The 14,967-nt window shown below is 67.6% G+C and carries 13 protein-coding genes; 8 read left to right on the top strand and 5 right to left on the bottom strand.

Annotated elements, in window-relative coordinates; translation table 11 throughout:
• The first annotated feature begins 325 nt into the window (after positions 1-325).
• Positions 326-1,015 (top strand): sigma-70 family RNA polymerase sigma factor, encoded by a 690-nt coding sequence (locus M2351_RS05265; protein WP_264655082.1) that lies wholly within the window; start codon positions 326-328, stop codon positions 1,013-1,015.
• Positions 1,016-1,257: 242 nt separating this feature from the next.
• On the opposite strand, the gene M2351_RS05270 is transcribed toward M2351_RS05265, so the two are convergent.
• Positions 1,258-1,422, bottom strand: coding sequence for a DUF1328 domain-containing protein (locus M2351_RS05270; protein WP_209765735.1), 165 nt, complete (start codon positions 1,420-1,422; stop codon positions 1,258-1,260).
• A gap of 342 nt (positions 1,423-1,764) precedes the next feature.
• Here M2351_RS05270 and M2351_RS05275 point away from each other — a divergent pair, with 342 nt between their 5' ends.
• Positions 1,765-2,661 (top strand): hypothetical protein, encoded by an 897-nt coding sequence (locus M2351_RS05275; RefSeq protein ID WP_264655083.1) that lies wholly within the window; start codon positions 1,765-1,767, stop codon positions 2,659-2,661.
• Between the two features lie 120 nt (positions 2,662-2,781).
• On the opposite strand, the gene M2351_RS05280 is transcribed toward M2351_RS05275, so the two are convergent.
• The 4 genes from M2351_RS05280 to tldD all read right to left on the bottom strand — a co-directional run bounded on the left by M2351_RS05280 (position 2,782) and on the right by tldD (position 8,615).
• On the bottom strand, positions 2,782-4,785 hold the full coding sequence (locus M2351_RS05280) for a YjbH domain-containing protein (RefSeq protein ID WP_264655084.1): 2,004 nt from the start codon (positions 4,783-4,785) through the stop codon (positions 2,782-2,784).
• Between the two features lie 143 nt (positions 4,786-4,928).
• Positions 4,929-6,329, bottom strand: coding sequence for a CAP domain-containing protein (locus M2351_RS45055; RefSeq protein WP_406567362.1), 1,401 nt, complete (start codon positions 6,327-6,329; stop codon positions 4,929-4,931).
• Between the two features lie 217 nt (positions 6,330-6,546).
• A complete protein-coding gene (locus M2351_RS05295; protein ID WP_319801869.1) occupies positions 6,547-7,074 on the bottom strand; it encodes a glycine cleavage system protein R in 528 nt (175 codons plus the stop codon).
• A gap of 107 nt (positions 7,075-7,181) precedes the next feature.
• On the bottom strand, positions 7,182-8,615 hold the full coding sequence (gene tldD / locus M2351_RS05300) for a metalloprotease TldD (RefSeq protein WP_264655085.1): 1,434 nt from the start codon (positions 8,613-8,615) through the stop codon (positions 7,182-7,184).
• Between the two features lie 171 nt (positions 8,616-8,786).
• On the opposite strand from tldD, the gene M2351_RS05305 reads away from it, so the two are divergent.
• The 6 genes from M2351_RS05305 (at position 8,787) to M2351_RS05330 (ending at position 14,897) form a co-directional block, all read left to right on the top strand.
• Complete coding sequence (locus M2351_RS05305; protein ID WP_264655086.1) at positions 8,787-10,130, top strand: DUF3422 family protein; 1,344 nt, start codon at positions 8,787-8,789, stop codon at positions 10,128-10,130.
• Positions 10,131-10,608: 478 nt separating this feature from the next.
• Entirely contained in the window at positions 10,609-11,451 is an 843-nt protein-coding gene (gene coxB, locus M2351_RS05310) for a cytochrome c oxidase subunit II (RefSeq protein ID WP_264655087.1), read from the top strand.
• A 69-nt stretch (positions 11,452-11,520) separates the two neighbouring features.
• Complete coding sequence (ctaD, locus tag M2351_RS05315; RefSeq protein WP_264655088.1) at positions 11,521-13,143, top strand: cytochrome c oxidase subunit I; 1,623 nt, start codon at positions 11,521-11,523, stop codon at positions 13,141-13,143.
• Between the two features lie 63 nt (positions 13,144-13,206).
• A complete protein-coding gene (gene cyoE / locus M2351_RS05320) occupies positions 13,207-14,136 on the top strand; it encodes a heme o synthase (protein WP_264655089.1) in 930 nt (309 codons plus the stop codon).
• Positions 14,133-14,270, top strand: a complete 138-nt coding sequence (locus M2351_RS05325; RefSeq protein ID WP_264655090.1) for a hypothetical protein — start codon at positions 14,133-14,135, stop codon at positions 14,268-14,270. The genes cyoE and M2351_RS05325 overlap by 4 nt, the downstream gene beginning before the upstream one ends.
• A 24-nt stretch (positions 14,271-14,294) precedes the next feature.
• Positions 14,295-14,897, top strand: a complete 603-nt coding sequence (locus M2351_RS05330) for a cytochrome c oxidase assembly protein (protein ID WP_264655091.1) — start codon at positions 14,295-14,297, stop codon at positions 14,895-14,897.
• The last annotated feature ends 70 nt before the right edge of the window (positions 14,898-14,967 follow it).

Consider the following 14,967-nt stretch of genomic DNA (forward strand, 5'->3'; position numbering starts at 1 on the left):
CAGCCGGTCTTTTCCTTTTGGGCCAAGTCATGAAGCCTCCCGAATGTGCGGGATCAATACGTTCCTCGCCAATAAAGGTTCCTGGCGCGAACGGGCAGTGCCTAGCATGTCCGAGGTAATCTCGCCAAATTGTGTGAGAACCTAGCCTTTTTCCCAACTGGCAGCCCATCCGCCCGGCCATTACGTACTGAAGGGCCAGCGATTGTCTTTGGGGAATCCGGTGATGATCCTGGCGCATTTGGCGCAAATCAGGGACCGGATCGACGCTTCCAGCGTTTCTGGTGCGCTTGAGGCTTTCGGTATTTAGGGAGGCAGTGTTCCACCGATGGCGAACCACGTCGCGAGTTCCTTGCGCCGTCCGGCGTGCGACCCCGCGTCGCTCGATCCCGTCGCGCTCAGCCCTGTGGTTGCCGGGGTCAGAGCCGAGGAAGACGAGTTGGATGTGGCGGCCGAGGTCGAGGAGGGTGCCGAGGTCGACGCGGTAGGTTCCGGCGCACCGTCGGCACCGCCCGATCCCGCAATCATCGCCCAGATCGAATCCGAGATTCCACGCCTGCGCCGTTTTGCGCGCGCCATGGTGCGCGACGCGACGCTTGCGGACGATCTTGTCCAGGAATGCCTGGAACGCGCGCTGTCCCGTCTGCACCTGTGGCGGCCCGGCAGCAATCTTCGCGCGTGGCTCTTCACAATTCTGCGAAACCTGCATATCAACGGCATCCGCCGCCGGCAGGCGGTGGTGGACATCGATGGGGAAGGGCAGGCGGCCATCGGCGCGGCGCACGGCGGCCAGTTCGTCCGGCTGGAGCTGCGCGACCTGAAGCGCGCGTTGGGCATGCTGCCCACCGAGCAGCGTGAAGTCGTGCTGCTGATCGGCCTAGAGGGCATCTCCTACGGTGAGGCCGCGGACATCCTGGGCATTTCGATCGGCACGGTGAAGTCCCGCCTGTCGCGCGGGCGGCGCGCGTTGCGCCAGCTGATGGAAGGCCGTACCCCCGGGTCGGACGACGACGATTGACCCGGGGCGACTGACTCGGGACGACTGACTCGGGGAGCGATCCGGCCGCCCGGCTTCGCTTCAACATTTCGTCATCCACGCACAATAAAAACCGGCAACGCTCGGGAGAGCGTTGCCGGCAGGTGCGAGGCTAACATCGAGAGGCTTAGGGGTACTCACGCGGCCCGTCCACAGAGACGAAGGACGGCCGCGGGCGCCACGCGGGGGAATCGCCCCTCCTTCGTAAAGGAAGGGCGCCGGGTCTAGCGGCGCCTGACCAGGCCCAGAATCAAGCTCGCAGCAAACAAGACGAGAAACAGGAAGAACAGGATTTGCGCAATGCCGGACGAGGCCGACGCAATCCCACCAAAACCGAGCGCGCCTGCAACCAGCGCAATGACGAAGAAAACCAGTGCCCAATAGAGCATCCTACCCTCCCTCGCTCGGCCCGAAGCGGCTCACAGCTCGTCCGACGCGCAGTCTGTTGAACGGGCAACTCTGTGAAGAGCGTTTTGTATTGTTCAGAACACTACGGCGGGACGAAGGTTCCCAAGACTTCACCAAGCAAAGAACTTTTCTTGGGTAGGCCCGATTCCAAACGGATAGGGCGTAGCCGCAAATGGTCGCTTGACGCCCTTCTCGTGGCTTGAGCGCAACAAGAATGGCCGGTGCGCTGTTGTCGACGCTGAGAGCCTGCGCCACGAAGGCGCGGGTACAGGGCGTCGCTGCGGCTTGTTCGGGCGGCGCCCCTTCGCGAGGAGAGGAATGCCATGAACACGAAGCTTTCTCTTGCCGTGATCGCCGCAACCCTGGCGGCGTCGCCGGCGGCAATGGCCCAGACCACGGGCAACACCTATCAGAACAACGCGTCGGAGTCGGGCTACGAGCGCAGCAGCCCGTCCGGCCTGCCCACCACCAGCCCGCAGGTCCGCAGCCTGCCGGGCGAGCAGCCCGATCCGTGGGACAACAACCGCCCAATGGGCACGCAGTCCTGGAACAGCCCGTCGCGCGGGGCCGCCGGCACCAGCATGGGCCCCAACGACCGCCTGCCGCCCTACGGCAACACCTATGGCACGCCCGCCAACCCGAGCGGCCAGCGCGCCGTGACCGGTTCCGCCACCACCGGCACCATGGAGCCGGCCGACCGCGCGCCCGCCTATGGGAATACCTATGGCACCGAGTCCAACCGGCGCGCCTTGTCGAACGCGGTGCCCGGCGACCTGGGCCCCAATGACCGCTCGCCGGCCTACGGCAACACCTACGGCACTGACACCAACCGCCGCGCTATGTCCGGCAACAGCGGCGTCGTCGGCCCGACCGGCACGATGGGCACCACCGGGACGGTCGTCGCTCCGGCCGGCACCGCGGGTTCGACCGGCACGATGGGCTCGACCGGCAGCATGGGCACCACCGGCGACACGCAGGGTGGCCGCCAGGTGCTGATGAACGTCGACCCGAACGTCCAGGGCCGGGCCGGCCGCGGGCAGAACCGCACCGAGCTGATGCAGACCTCCCTGCTGAACTACTTCAGCGCGGCGGGCTTCACCTCGGTCCGCGATTTCCGCAAGCAGGGCCAGAACTACGTCGCCGAGGCCCAGGACCAGAACGGCCGCTGGAGCACGGTTGAACTCGACCCGCGGACGGGCACCATCGCCTCGGTCCGCTGATCGGGAAGCGGATCGAGATCCGCTTTGGACCGCGACGGCGGTCCCGGCCGCACATGCGGCCGGAGCCCGGCCGGCGCATGAGGCCATATGAATCGAAAGCGAACGGATGTTCGCTTTCGGTCACTCCATGAGGCGTGACCAGGTGCCGGCGAGGCGGCCGAAGCCCGCCGGCACCGTGGCCTCATAGAGGGGAAGCGGCTGCCGCAGCCGCTGTCCCACGTCCCGGCCGAGCGTGCGCACGGCCATTTCCGCAGCACCGCCGACCGGCGCCAAGTCGGAAGGGCCGAACGGCACCACCAGCGACAGCCCCTGCTCCAGCCGCCCGCCGAGGCGGCTTTGCGCGTTGTCGGGCCCCGTGGTCCAGGTCAGGTGCGCGGACAGGCGCACGCCTCCGTCAAACGCGCGCAGAAGCTCCACCGTGCCGCCCCAATCGCCACCCAGGTAGCGTCCGGCCCGCAGGATGCCGGTGGTTGCAGCGCCGGGCGTCTCCAGATAGAGGCTGGCCTGCCCGGTCGTGCGGCCACTCTCCGCGTCGATCCGCAGCGGGTCGCCCGCCGGCCGCTTCCACACCCGGTTCAGATCCAGCCCGACGGCCCAGCGCGCCTGGAACGGGCGGTACAGCGCCTCCCCGCCGAAGCCGCCGAACATCTCCTCGAAATGCCCGGCCGACAGCCGCGTGGACCAGCCATCGGCCGGGCTCGCGAGCCAGGCGCCGTAAAGGCGCTCCAACTCAATCCGCGGCATGGCGTAGAGCGGCAGGTCGCTGCGCACCGGCCGCTCGACCGGCAACGCGTTGGTGTCGAGCGAGGCGAGGTTGTCGGACACGGCGAAGCGCAGCCCGCCGCCCAGAACAAACCCGCGGGCCGGTTCCCCCGTCAGCCGCAGGTCGGTGTAGCTGCGCTGGACGAACGGCACGCCTTGCTCGAACAGGCTTGTCTCCAGGGTCGGGTGAAAGGTGAGCGACCAGCGCGCAGGCCAGTCAGACGGCGGCCCCGCAGACGCGGAGACGCGCGCGGTGCGCCAGATCTCCTCGGCGCTGCCATGCCCGTCGGCGGCCCGCTCCACGTCGCGACGCAGCAGGGTGACGGCGGCGTCCTCCAGGCCCATGGCCCCGGTCACGACGGTCAGTCGCTCCACCTCCGCCGGCGTGCTGTCGGCCAGGATGCGGGCGGCGCGCCCGACCTCCCGCGCCAAGGGAGCTGTGCCGGCGCCCGCCGGGTCCAGCCACAGCACCGCCTCCTCACCCGTCACCAGGGCCGTGCGTGCCGGAAGCCCGGCGAGGCGCGCCAGCGCCACGATGTCGTCGGTGGACAGGGCTGTTCCGCCGGCTGGCCGGCGGGCGACCGGCGGCGGCGGGCGCGACGGCGGCTTCGCCTTCTCCTTCGGGTCGAAGCGGGCGGACAGGCGCAGCATGGCGCGCTTGCCCTGCTCCAACCCCGCACCGAATTCCAGCCAGGGCAGGGGGCGATAGGCGAGGCCGGCGTTGACCGGCAGGCCGGGCTGGAAGGACGGGTCTTCTTGCTGCTGCGCGCGAAAGCTATCGGCGCTGTACTCCAGCTTGACGCTCAAGCCCTCGACCGGGGTGTGCCACTCCAGCCCGCCGAACAAGGCGGTGCGGTTTCCGGTGAACCAAGCCTGGGGGCCGCGGGACGACGGCTGGGTGGGATCCCGGTCGCGCCGGAACGATCCGCCTAGAAAGCGCAGCGGGTTCTTGAAATGCCCATAGTCGCCGAGCGCGCCCCAGCCGAGCCCGAGGCTGACGTCCACGTCCCACCAGCGGCGGGAGGCCACCAGATACTCGCCCGCAAAGCGGCCCTTGCCGGGCAGGTCGAAGCCGGCGCCGGTCACATCCCGGCCGCCGACTGCCAGGGCGGGCCACCACTCCCCCTCCCGCAACAGGCGAAACTTCGCGTCAACGCCCGGCTCGCTGATCCCGTAGGGGTTCGGGTAGAGCGTTTCGCGCAGGGTGACCTCCAGCCCGGGCAGCGGCTGGGCACCCACGGTGATGTGCCGGTGCAGGTCGCCCAAGGCCGCGTAGCCGCCGGTGACGGTTCCGTCCGGCAGCAGGCGGGCGGTGGGGGTTTGCAGCAGCCCCACCGTACCCCAGTCCGACAGCGTCGGCACGAGCCCCTCCGTCCGCGCGGGCGCTGCGGCGAAGAGGAGGAGGCCCAATGCGATCGCAGTACGGTTCACGCCACGGTGGTGTTTATCGGAAAAAACTCCCGATCCATGGCATTGTCACACGTATGAATGCAACCGGAATCCGCTCAGCCGGCGTGCGTGTGATCCAGGTCCGTCTGGTGGCCCTGGTGGAAGTGGTCCTGAACCCACGCAAGGTCATGGTCGCCGAAGGCCGGGTGACGGGCGGCGGCATCGGGCAGGGTGGGGGCCGCGTTGCCCTGCGCCGTGGCCACATGGCTCCAGACATCGACGTCGCCGGTCGGCTCCGGATGCTCGGCGGAGGCGTAGACGCCCTTTACGGCGCTGCCGGGGAAGAAGGACTTGTCGGCGGTGACGACCAGCGTGCCGTTCCACCACATGCCCGACTGGCCCTTCACCACGTCCTTCCCGTCCAGCGCGCCCTTGTCGTAGGTGACGATGCTGTCGGTGGGGGACACGGCGTGGCCGTTGATCATCACCTTGTTGACGTACAGCGTTCGGTCCTGGCCGTTGATCAGGGCGTCGTTGTCGTACTGGATCTGCACCTTGTGCGCGGCGTCCGGCAGCACGTTGGCATTGAAGGCGAAGTCCTTGGCCGTGGTGCCCGCGACGCCCTCGCCGATCTTCTTGCCGTCCATCAGCAGGTTGAAGTGCGCGTTCACGCCGCCGGCCGCCGTGCCCGACGCGTTGACGACGATCGTCGCACCCGTGGTGGACGGAAGTTCCATCGGCGGCGGTAGCGTGCTGGTCGGGGTGGCGACGTCCTGGTTCAGGTCCAGCTTGACGTTGCCGGTGCCGATGGTCGCCGTCTTGGTGATCGTGCTGGGCAGCCCGGCCCCGGAGAAGGAGACGGTGTAGGTGCCCGTCGGCAGATCCATCTGATAGCCGCCGGCGTCCCAGCTGGTGGTCTGGTAGGTGGTGCCGGTCGCGGACACGGCCTTGATCGTCACGCCGCCGAGGCCTTCGCCCGGATCGTAGAAGTTGTCGCCGTCCTTGTCGTCGAAGGTGACGCCGGTCAGGAACGGGTTGCCGGCCGTCTTGGCGAAGTCCTGGGTGCCGGTCATGCCGGTGGAGCCCTGGTACTCGCCGGTCTTCAGGCCGACGCCAACCTCGCGGAAGCCGTCGTTCAGGATGTTGGTGCGGTGCCCGGCCGACTTGAACAGGCCGCTCTCCATCGCCTCGACGGTGGAGGCGTTGATGGCTGTGCCCGAGCCCCAGCGGATGGCGATGTTCTCGCCCCAGCTCCAGCTGCCGGAGAAGCCGTAGCCGGCATCGGTCATGCGGTCGCCGGGCGAGCTGCCATTGACGCCGGTGTGGCTGAAGGTGTCGGTGTCGAGCATCCACTGCGAATGGGCGCGGGCCGCGTCGATCAGGGCGGGATCCCAGGCCAGCGCCGCCTTGGCGGCCGTGGAGATGGTGCCGGCCGTCAGCCCCTGGTTCAGGTCGATCCCCTGGCGCGCCGCCTCCGCCGTCGGGTTGGCGCGGGCCCGGTTGATCAGTTCCAGCATATATTGTTCGTATGCGGTCGGCGTAGCCATCGCGCGATCCTTCCCCTATCCATGGTCATATTGCCTTCTCCTTACACGGGAGGAAGGGGATGGGATTGGGTGAAGAATGGAGGCAAAAAGAGGCGCGGCGGATGGAACGAAAGTCTTCGTTTTGCCAAACAAAAAGCCGGTTGAGTCGGGGTGACCCAGCCGGCTTTTATTCACACTTGTCGGACGGTCAGTCCTCTTCGACCTCGCAGATCAGACCCATGGTCTCGGCCGTGTTGGTGACGGCGGACATACAGGTGGCGGAGCGTTCCGGCGGGATGGAGACGGCGAAGCGAATGGTGTAGCGCCCGCCCTCACGGTCCGGCAGGGTCTGTGCGTCCAGGCGGACGATGTTCGCCTCGAACTGGGTGAAGATCTCCGACAGGCGGGCGATCAGGCCGGGCTGGTCCCCGCCCGACACTTCGATCCGGTGGGTGATGCGCGCCAGCGGGCCGGGTTCCGGATCGAAGTCGAAGCGCGTGACCTTGATCTGCGCGCCGGCCAGCTCCGGCAGGCTGGCCAGTCCGTCCTGCACCTCGTCAACCGTGACGCCCGCCGGCAGTTCGCACACCGCCGAGAACTCGGCGCCCGAGCCCATGACGGCGAAGGTCGCGTCGCGCAGGTTGGCGCCCAGCGCGAACAGATGGCCGGTGACGGCGGACACCAGCCCGACCCGGTCCGGGCAGAAGGTCGAAACGAGCGCGAGCGTCGCCATCATCAAGCTCCCTGGAATTTCGTCACCACAGAGGCACGGAGACACGGAGTTTGGATCAACGCCAACTCCGTGTCTCCGTGCCTCTGTGGTTCCAATGTTTTTTCTTGCGATCAGGCCGCCGTGCCGCCCACCGTCAGCCCGTCGAGCCGCAGCGTCGGCTGGCCGACGCCCACCGGGACGCCCTGGCCCTCCTTGCCGCAGGTGCCGACGCCGGGGTCGAGCTTCGTGTCGTTGCCGATCATCGACACGCGGGTCAGGCTGTCCGGACCGTTGCCGATCAGGGTGGCGCCCTTCACCGCGGGGCCGAGCTTGCCGTCCTCGATCAGGTAGGCCTCGTTGGCGGAGAAGACGAACTTGCCGTTGGTGATGTCCACCTGCCCGCCGCCGAAGTTCTTGGCGTAGAGGCCCTTCTTGACCGACTTGATGATCTCCTCCGGCGAATGGTTGCCGGGGCGCATCACGGTGTTGGTCATGCGCGGCATGGGGTGGTAGGCGAAGCTCTGGCGGCGGCCGTTGCCGGTCGGGCGCACGCCCATCAGACGGGCGTTCATACGGTCCTGCATGAAGCCGACCAGGACGCCGTCCTCGATCAGCGTGGTGCACTGGCCGGGCGTGCCCTCGTCGTCCACGGTGATGGAGCCGCGGCTGTTCTCGATGGTGCCGTCGTCCACGATGGTCACGCCGGGGGCGGCGATGCGCTGGCCCATCAGCCCGGCGAAGGCGGAAGTCTTCTTGCGGTTGAAGTCGCCCTCCAGCCCGTGGCCGATGGCCTCGTGCAGCAGGATGCCCGGCCAGCCGTTGCCCAGCACCACGGTCATCTCGCCGGCCGGGGCGGGGATGGAGGACAGGTTGACCAGCGCGGTGCGCAGCGCCTCGTCGACGAAGGCGCGCCAGGTGTCCGGCTGCATGTAGTGCTCGTAGGTCACGCGGCCGCCGCCGCCGTGGCCGCCGGTCTCCATGCGGTCGCCCTCGGCCACCACGACGGAGACGTTCAGCCGCACCAGCGGGCGCAGGTCGGCGACGCGCACGCCGTCGGCGCGGATGATCTGCACCGCCTGCCACTCGCCGCTGATGGAGCAGGAGACCTGCCGGACGCGCGGGTCCTTGGCGCGGGCGTAGGCGTCGATCTCCGCCAGCAGCTTCACCTTCGCCTCGAACGGCACGATGGGCAGCGGGTTGTCGGGGATGTAGAGCGCGCGGTTGGTGCCGCCCGGCGGCTCCGCCACCGTCCCGGCGTGGCCGGCCTGCACGGCGCGCACGGTCGCGGCGGCGCGGCGGATGGCGTCCTCCGACAGGTTGGAGGCGTGGGCGTAGCCCGCCGCCTCGCCCGCGATGGCGCGCAGGCCGAAGCCCTGGGTCGTGTCGAAGCTGGCCGACTTCAGCTTGCCGTCGTCCCAGCCCAGCGATTCGCTCTGCGAATATTCCAGGTAAAGCTCCCCGTCATCGGACCCGCGGAGGGCTTCCGCGACGATCCCTTCGACGCGGGACCGGTCCAGGCCGGCGCGGTTGAAGAACAGGTCGTCGGTGGTGGCGAGCGCGCTCATGAGGACTCCGGGGTATCGGACTTTTGACGGAGGGCGAAGGATGCCGGCGCTCTCGCGCCCACACCCGGGATGTGGTCTAAGATCGACTCAATAGTGTGGCGACGGGCGGGGCATCCGGCAAGGCTCCTCACCCTCGTCGCCAGGGCCTTTTGACGAGGAAAGGGTGACGCCATGACCGGGGATACCGCAGCGCTCGGCCAGAGCCTGGAGGCCGCCGCCCGCCCGCTGAAGGATCATGCCCTGCGCGTGGCCCTGACCAACGAGGTGCACACCCGCCCGCCGGAGGTGCTGGCCGCCCCGGTGCGCGCCACCATGCTCGCCATGCTCTCGGGCGAAGGGGCGGCCGACGCCGACCGGAAACAGCTGGAAAAGCTGTGCGACTGGGCGGGCGTGCCGCGGCCGCCGGGCGGGGCGACGCACTACAGCGGCTCCTTCGGCAGCTTCCGCCTGAAGTGGGAGCGGCACACCGAATTCTCCACCTGGACCATCTTCCGGCCCAGCGCCGCCGTGCCCGGCGTGCTGGCCGACCCGTTCCAGGAGCCGGCGCTGAACGCCGTGCCGCGGGAATGGCTGGCCGGGCTGCCGGGCGAACTGATGGTCGGCGTTCATGTCGCCCTTCTGGACGCCGATTCGCCGGAGCCGTCGGCCAACATGCTCGCCGCCATGTTCGGGTCGCAGGGCTACATCGGCACGCGGGTGTCCGGACGCGCGGCCACGGCCTGGACCGACTTCCGCATCCATGGCGACGGCTTCTCCCGCATCCTGATCGCCGACCACAGCATGACCCCGAACCAGGCCGGCCGCACCGTGCAGCGGCTGCTGGAGATCGAAACCTACCGGGTCATGGCCCTGCTGGCCCTGCCGGTGGCGCGCGGGGTGCTGCCGCGGATCGGCCCGATCGAGGCGGATCTGGCCGACCTGACCGCCCGGATCGCCACGCTGGGCGGGCTGGACGACGAGCGCGACCTGCTCGACCGCCTGACCCTGCTGGCCGCCCAGACGGAGCAGATCGCCGCCGAGACGGCCTACCGCTTCGACGCGGCGCGCGCCTACTACAAGCTGGTGGAGAAGCGCATCGAGGAGCTGCGGGAGGTCCGCATCGAGGGCCTGCCCACGGTGGGCGAGTTCATGGACCGCCGCCTCGCCCCGGCGATCCGCACCTGCGAGGCGGCCCACGCGCGGCTCCAGGCCCTGTCGCAGCGGGTGGCCCGCGCCAGCAACCTGCTGCGCACCCGCGTCGAGATAGCCGTGGAAGGGCAGAACGCGGAGCTGCTGGCCTCCATGGACAAGCGCGCGCAGATGCAGCTCCGCCTCCAGGAAACGGTGGAGGGCTTCTCGGTCGTGGCGATCAGCTACTATCTGGTGGGCATCGTCGGCTACGCGGCGAAGGGGATGAAGGGCTTTGGCATGAAGGTCGATCCGGACCTGATCGTCGGGCTGATGATTCCCGTCGTCATCGCCTTCGTCTGGTCCGGCGTGCGCCGAGTCCGCAAGGCCATCACCGGCGGGCACTGATCGAGCACTGATTCCGAGGATGGGGCGAGTCGCCGGTCGGAGCCGGCGGTAAGCCTCGTCTTGACCGTGTCGGCGGCCCCGACGGGGCGCGCCGCGCCGGCGCCGGACTGGCGCTAGGCCCTTGTTCTGTCGATACAATTCGCAGCACGAACAAAGTGCGACAGGATGTCGCAGTGCTAAACCCCTCCGTGGGCTCAACCTCTAGCGATGACTGAGCTTCAACGCCGCACGGCGCCTATGTCCTTCGTGTGAGGACGGCGTGCTTGTTCCCAAGCGCAATGCAGGGTTAAGCTCGGGCTGCAGCGAAGTGTCGCGCCACGAACGGCATGATCTCTGCAGTATCCGGCCCTCGCCGGAACGCCCGACTGTGCGCCGCGCTGATAGTTCGGTACACAAACAATATGGGCGACGGAGGGGCCGGCGGGAAGGGTAAACCGCGGCCTATGACCACCGGTTGCGGCCAACGAGAGGGTTGGGGATGAAGACGCAGACCCTGAACGCCGCCACTTTGGCGGCGCTGACATCTTTGTGCGGTTTTTCCGGGGCCGGCTCTGCCGCCGAACCCCATCCCTGGCAGCTTGGGCTCCAGGAGGCGGCGACGCCGGTCAAGCACGCCATGGACTCGTTCCACAGCCTGCTGACCGTCATCATCTTCGCCATCGTCCTGTTCGTGGCGGCCCTGCTGATCCTGTGCGTCGTGCGCTTCAGCGCGAAGAAGAACCCGGTGCCGTCCAAGACCTCGCATCACACGCTGCTGGAGGTCGCTTGGACCGTCGTCCCGGTCATCGTCCTGATCGTCATCGCGGTGCCGTCCTTCAAGCTGCTGTACCAAGCGGAACGGACGCCCGAAGCGGAGATGACCATCAAGGTCACTGGACGGCAGTGGTACTGGGACTATGAGTATCCCGACCACGGCAACATCACCTTCTCCAGCTACATGATTCCGGAAAGCGACCTGAAGCCCGGCCAGCGCCGCCTTCTCGAGGTGGACAACCGCGTGGTCCTTCCGGTCGACACCACGGTCCGCGTGCTGGTCACCGGCGGCGACGTCATCCACTCCTGGGCGGTTCCGTCCTTCGGCGTGAAGAAGGACGCCGTGCCCGGCCGCACCAACGAGACCTGGGTGAAGATCGAAAAGGAAGGCACCTACTACGGCCAGTGCTCCGAGATCTGCGGCGTCAACCACGGCTTCATGCCGATCGCGGTCGAGGCCGTCTCGAAGGAGAAGTTCGCCGAGTGGGTCGCCAAGGCCAAGGTCGCCTACGGCACGCCGGAGAAGCGCGACGTCGCCCAGGTGCCGGCCAACGGCACGGTTCAGTAAGTCGCAGCACGTTCCTGAAGACGATATTCGGCCAAGAAAAAACCATTCCGCCGACGCGAGGTTAGAGACATGGCAAACGCCAATCCGGGGGAGGCGCAGGGACACGGCGCCCATGGACATGAGCACGGGCACGACCACCACGTGCCGGGCTTCGTCCATCGCTGGTTCTACTCCACCAACCACAAGGACATCGGCACGCTCTACCTGATCTTCTCGGTCATCGCCGGGCTGATCGGCGGCCTGTTCTCCGTCATCATGCGCCTGGAGCTGCAGTCTCCGGGCATGCAGATCGTGGCGGACGGGCAGGTCTGGAACGTGCTGATCACGGCGCACGGCCTGATCATGGTGTTCTTCGTGGTCATGCCGGCGCTGATCGGCGGCTTCGGCAACTGGTTCGTGCCGCTCATGATCGGGTCGCCCGACATGGCCTTCCCGCGCATGAACAACATCAGCTTCTGGCTGATCGTCCCGGCCTTTCTGCTCCTGCTGGGCTCCGCCTTCGTGGGGCAGGGCGCCGGCACGGGCTGGACGATCTACCCGCCGCTGTCCTCGCCGCTCGGCCACAGCGGCCCATCGGTGGACATGGCCATTTTCGCGCTGCACCTCGCCGGCGCGTCGTCGATCCTGGGCGCGGTGAACTTCATCACCACGATCTTCAACATGCGCGCGCCGGGCATGACGCTGCACAAGATGCCGCTGTTCGTGTGGGCGATGCTGGTGACGGCCTTCCTGCTGCTGCTGGCCGTGCCGGTCCTGGGCGGCGCCATCACCATGCTGCTGACCGACCGCAACTTCGGCACCACCTTCTTCAATCCGGAAGGCGGCGGCGACCCGATCCTGTTCCAGCACCTGTTCTGGTTCTTCGGCCACCCCGAAGTCTACATCATGATCCTGCCGGCCTTCGGGATCATCAGCCACATCGTCTCGACCTTCTCCAAGAAGCCGGTGTTCGGCTACCTGGGCATGGCCTACGCGATGGTGGCGATCGGCGTGGTCGGCTTCGTCGTGTGGGCGCACCACATGTACACGGTCGGCCTGGACGTGAACACGAAGGCCTACTTCACGGCGGCGACGATGATCATCGCGGTGCCGACGGGCGTGAAGATCTTCTCCTGGATCGCCACGATGTGGGGCGGCTCCATCGAGTTCAAGACGCCGATGCTCTGGGCGCTCGGCTTCATCTTCCTGTTCACGGTCGGCGGCGTCACCGGCGTGGTGTTGGCCAATGGCGGCATGGACATCGTGCTGCACGACACCTACTACGTCGTGGCGCACTTCCACTATGTGCTGTCGCTGGGCGCCGTCTTCTCGATCTTCGCAGGCTGGTACTACTGGATCGGCAAGATGTCGGGCCGGCAGTATCCGGAGTTCTGGGGCAAGGTCCACTTCTGGACGACCTTCGTTGGCGTGAACCTGATCTTCTTCCCGCAGCACTTCCTGGGGCTGGCCGGCATGCCGCGCCGCATCCCCGACTACCCGGACGCCTTCGCCGGCTGGAACATGATTTCCTCGCTCGGCGCCTACATCTCCTTCGCGTCCACGCTGTTGTTCGTGTGGATCGCGATCAAGACGCTGCGCAGCGGCGAGAAGGTGGACGCCGCCTATTGGGGCCCGGAGGCCGGCACGTTGGAGTGGACCGTCAGCTCCCCGCCGCCGTTCCACGCCTTCGAGACGCTTCCCCGGGTGAAATAATTAGTACACGTGAGTATGTAGGCCGGGGGCTATGAGCAGGCCCCCGGTTGGAGGGCAGAGAGAATGACGGACCTGAGCCTGGAACGGGTCGCGGACGGGCGGTTTGCCGACAGTGGGTTGGGCGGATCGACGGCGGGCGACTACATCGAGCTGCTGAAGCCGCGCGTGATGTCGCTGGTGGTGTTCACCGGCCTCGCCGGAATCGTGGTGGCGCCGGGGCATATGCACCCGGTGCTGGCGGCGGTGGCGGTGCTGTGCATCGCGGTCGGGGCGGGCGCGTCCGGTGCCATCAACATGTGGTACGACCGCGACATCGACGCGATCATGTCCCGCACGATGAAGCGCCCGATCCCGTCCGGCCGGGTGGAGCCGGACAATGCGCTGGCCTTCGGCGTGATCCTGGCCTCGGCCTCGGTCGTGGTCATGGGGCTGGCCGTCAATTGGGTGGCCGCGGCGCTGCTGGCGCTCACCGTCGGCTTCTACGTCTTCGTCTACACCATGTGGCTGAAGCGCCGCACGCCGCAGAACATCGTAATCGGTGGTGCCGCCGGCGCCTTCCCGCCGATGATCGGCTGGGCGGCGGTGACGGGCGGCGTCGAATTGCCCTCCATCCTGCTGTTCCTGCTGATTTTCCTGTGGACGCCGCCACACTTCTGGGCGTTGGCGCTGTTCCGCAATGGGGACTACACCCGCGCCGGCGTCCCGATGATGCCGGTCGTCGCGGGGCCGGAATCGACGAAGCGCCAGATGCTGCTCTACACGCTGGTGCTTCTGCCGGTGGCCGCGGCGCCCTACGCCGTCGGGATCGGCGGGCTCGCCTACCTGATCGGGTCGAGCCTGCTGGGCCTGCTGTTCGTGCTGTGCGCCGTCCGCGTCCTGCGGGCGACGGACGACAAGCCGGCCAAGCAGATGTTCGGCTTCTCGATCCTCTACCTGTTCCTGCTGTTCGCCCTGCTGGTGGGCGAGCACCTCGTCACCGGAGGTGGGGCATGACCGTCATGGACGATTCTGAACTGGAACGGCGCCGGCGTCTGCGCGGCCGCAATTACGCGGTGCTGGCGGCGCTGATCGCGCTCGTCGTGCTGTTCTACATCATCACCGTCGTCCGCATGAGCGGCGCGCATTAGGCGAAAAGCAGGGGAGGGGCTGCCATGAACGACAAGATCCGGCGGCGCAACCGTCTGTTCGGCATCGCCCTGTTCGGGCTGGTGGCGGGCATGGTCGGGCTGGCCTTCGCGTCGGCCCCGCTCTATTCGCTGTTCTGCCGGGTCACCGGCTTCGGCGGGACCACCCAGCGGGCGGAGGCCGCCTCCACGCGGATCGTCGACCGCACCATCACCATCCGCTTCAACTCGGACGTCAACGACGCGCTCCCCTGGAATTTCCGGCCGGAGCAGCGCGAGGTGAAGGTGAAGCTGGGCGAGACGGGGCTGGCCAACTACCGGGCGGAGAACCGCTCGGCCAAGCCCACGGTCGGCACGGCGGTCTACAACGTCACGCCGGACAAGGCCGGCATCTACTTCAATAAAATCCAGTGCTTCTGCTTCAACGAGCAGGTGCTGGAGCCGGGGCAGCAGGTGGACATGCCGGTCGCCTTCTTCGTCGATCCGGCGCTGGCCGACGACCCGAACATGGAGGACGTCAGCACCATCACGCTGTCCTACACCTTCTTCCGCGCGAACGACGAAAAGCAGGTTCTGGCGCAGCATACGGCAAAGCCGGAGGGCGCGAAGCCGCAAGGCACAACCAATTGAGCAACGAAAACACATAAAAAGCGACGGGTGGCGGGCAACCGCGAACCAAGAGACAAGATCGGCGAAACAA

This window comes from Azospirillum canadense, assembly GCF_025961225.1.
Lineage (GTDB): Bacteria > Pseudomonadota > Alphaproteobacteria > Azospirillales > Azospirillaceae > Azospirillum > Azospirillum canadense.

What these genes read in the sequence shown, in the direction of transcription:
- M2351_RS05305 (WP_264655086.1), top strand. Translation starts at nt 8,787, where the DNA reads ATGACCGGGGATACCGCAGCGCTCGGCCAGAGCCTGGAGGCCGCCGCC.
- coxB (WP_264655087.1), top strand. Translation starts at nt 10,609, where the DNA reads ATGAAGACGCAGACCCTGAACGCCGCCACTTTGGCGGCGCTGACATCT.
- ctaD (WP_264655088.1), top strand. Translation starts at nt 11,521, where the DNA reads ATGGCAAACGCCAATCCGGGGGAGGCGCAGGGACACGGCGCCCATGGA.
- M2351_RS05270 (WP_209765735.1), bottom strand. Translation starts at nt 1,422, where the DNA reads ATGCTCTATTGGGCACTGGTTTTCTTCGTCATTGCGCTGGTTGCAGGC.
- M2351_RS05265 (WP_264655082.1), top strand. Translation starts at nt 326, where the DNA reads ATGGCGAACCACGTCGCGAGTTCCTTGCGCCGTCCGGCGTGCGACCCC.
- tldD (WP_264655085.1), bottom strand. Translation starts at nt 8,615, where the DNA reads ATGAGCGCGCTCGCCACCACCGACGACCTGTTCTTCAACCGCGCCGGC.
- M2351_RS05275 (WP_264655083.1), top strand. Translation starts at nt 1,765, where the DNA reads ATGAACACGAAGCTTTCTCTTGCCGTGATCGCCGCAACCCTGGCGGCG.
- M2351_RS05330 (WP_264655091.1), top strand. Translation starts at nt 14,295, where the DNA reads ATGAACGACAAGATCCGGCGGCGCAACCGTCTGTTCGGCATCGCCCTG.
- M2351_RS45055 (WP_406567362.1), bottom strand. Translation starts at nt 6,329, where the DNA reads ATGCTGGAACTGATCAACCGGGCCCGCGCCAACCCGACGGCGGAGGCG.
- M2351_RS05295 (WP_319801869.1), bottom strand. Translation starts at nt 7,074, where the DNA reads ATGATGGCGACGCTCGCGCTCGTTTCGACCTTCTGCCCGGACCGGGTC.
- cyoE (WP_264655089.1), top strand. Translation starts at nt 13,207, where the DNA reads ATGACGGACCTGAGCCTGGAACGGGTCGCGGACGGGCGGTTTGCCGAC.
- M2351_RS05325 (WP_264655090.1), top strand. Translation starts at nt 14,133, where the DNA reads ATGACCGTCATGGACGATTCTGAACTGGAACGGCGCCGGCGTCTGCGC.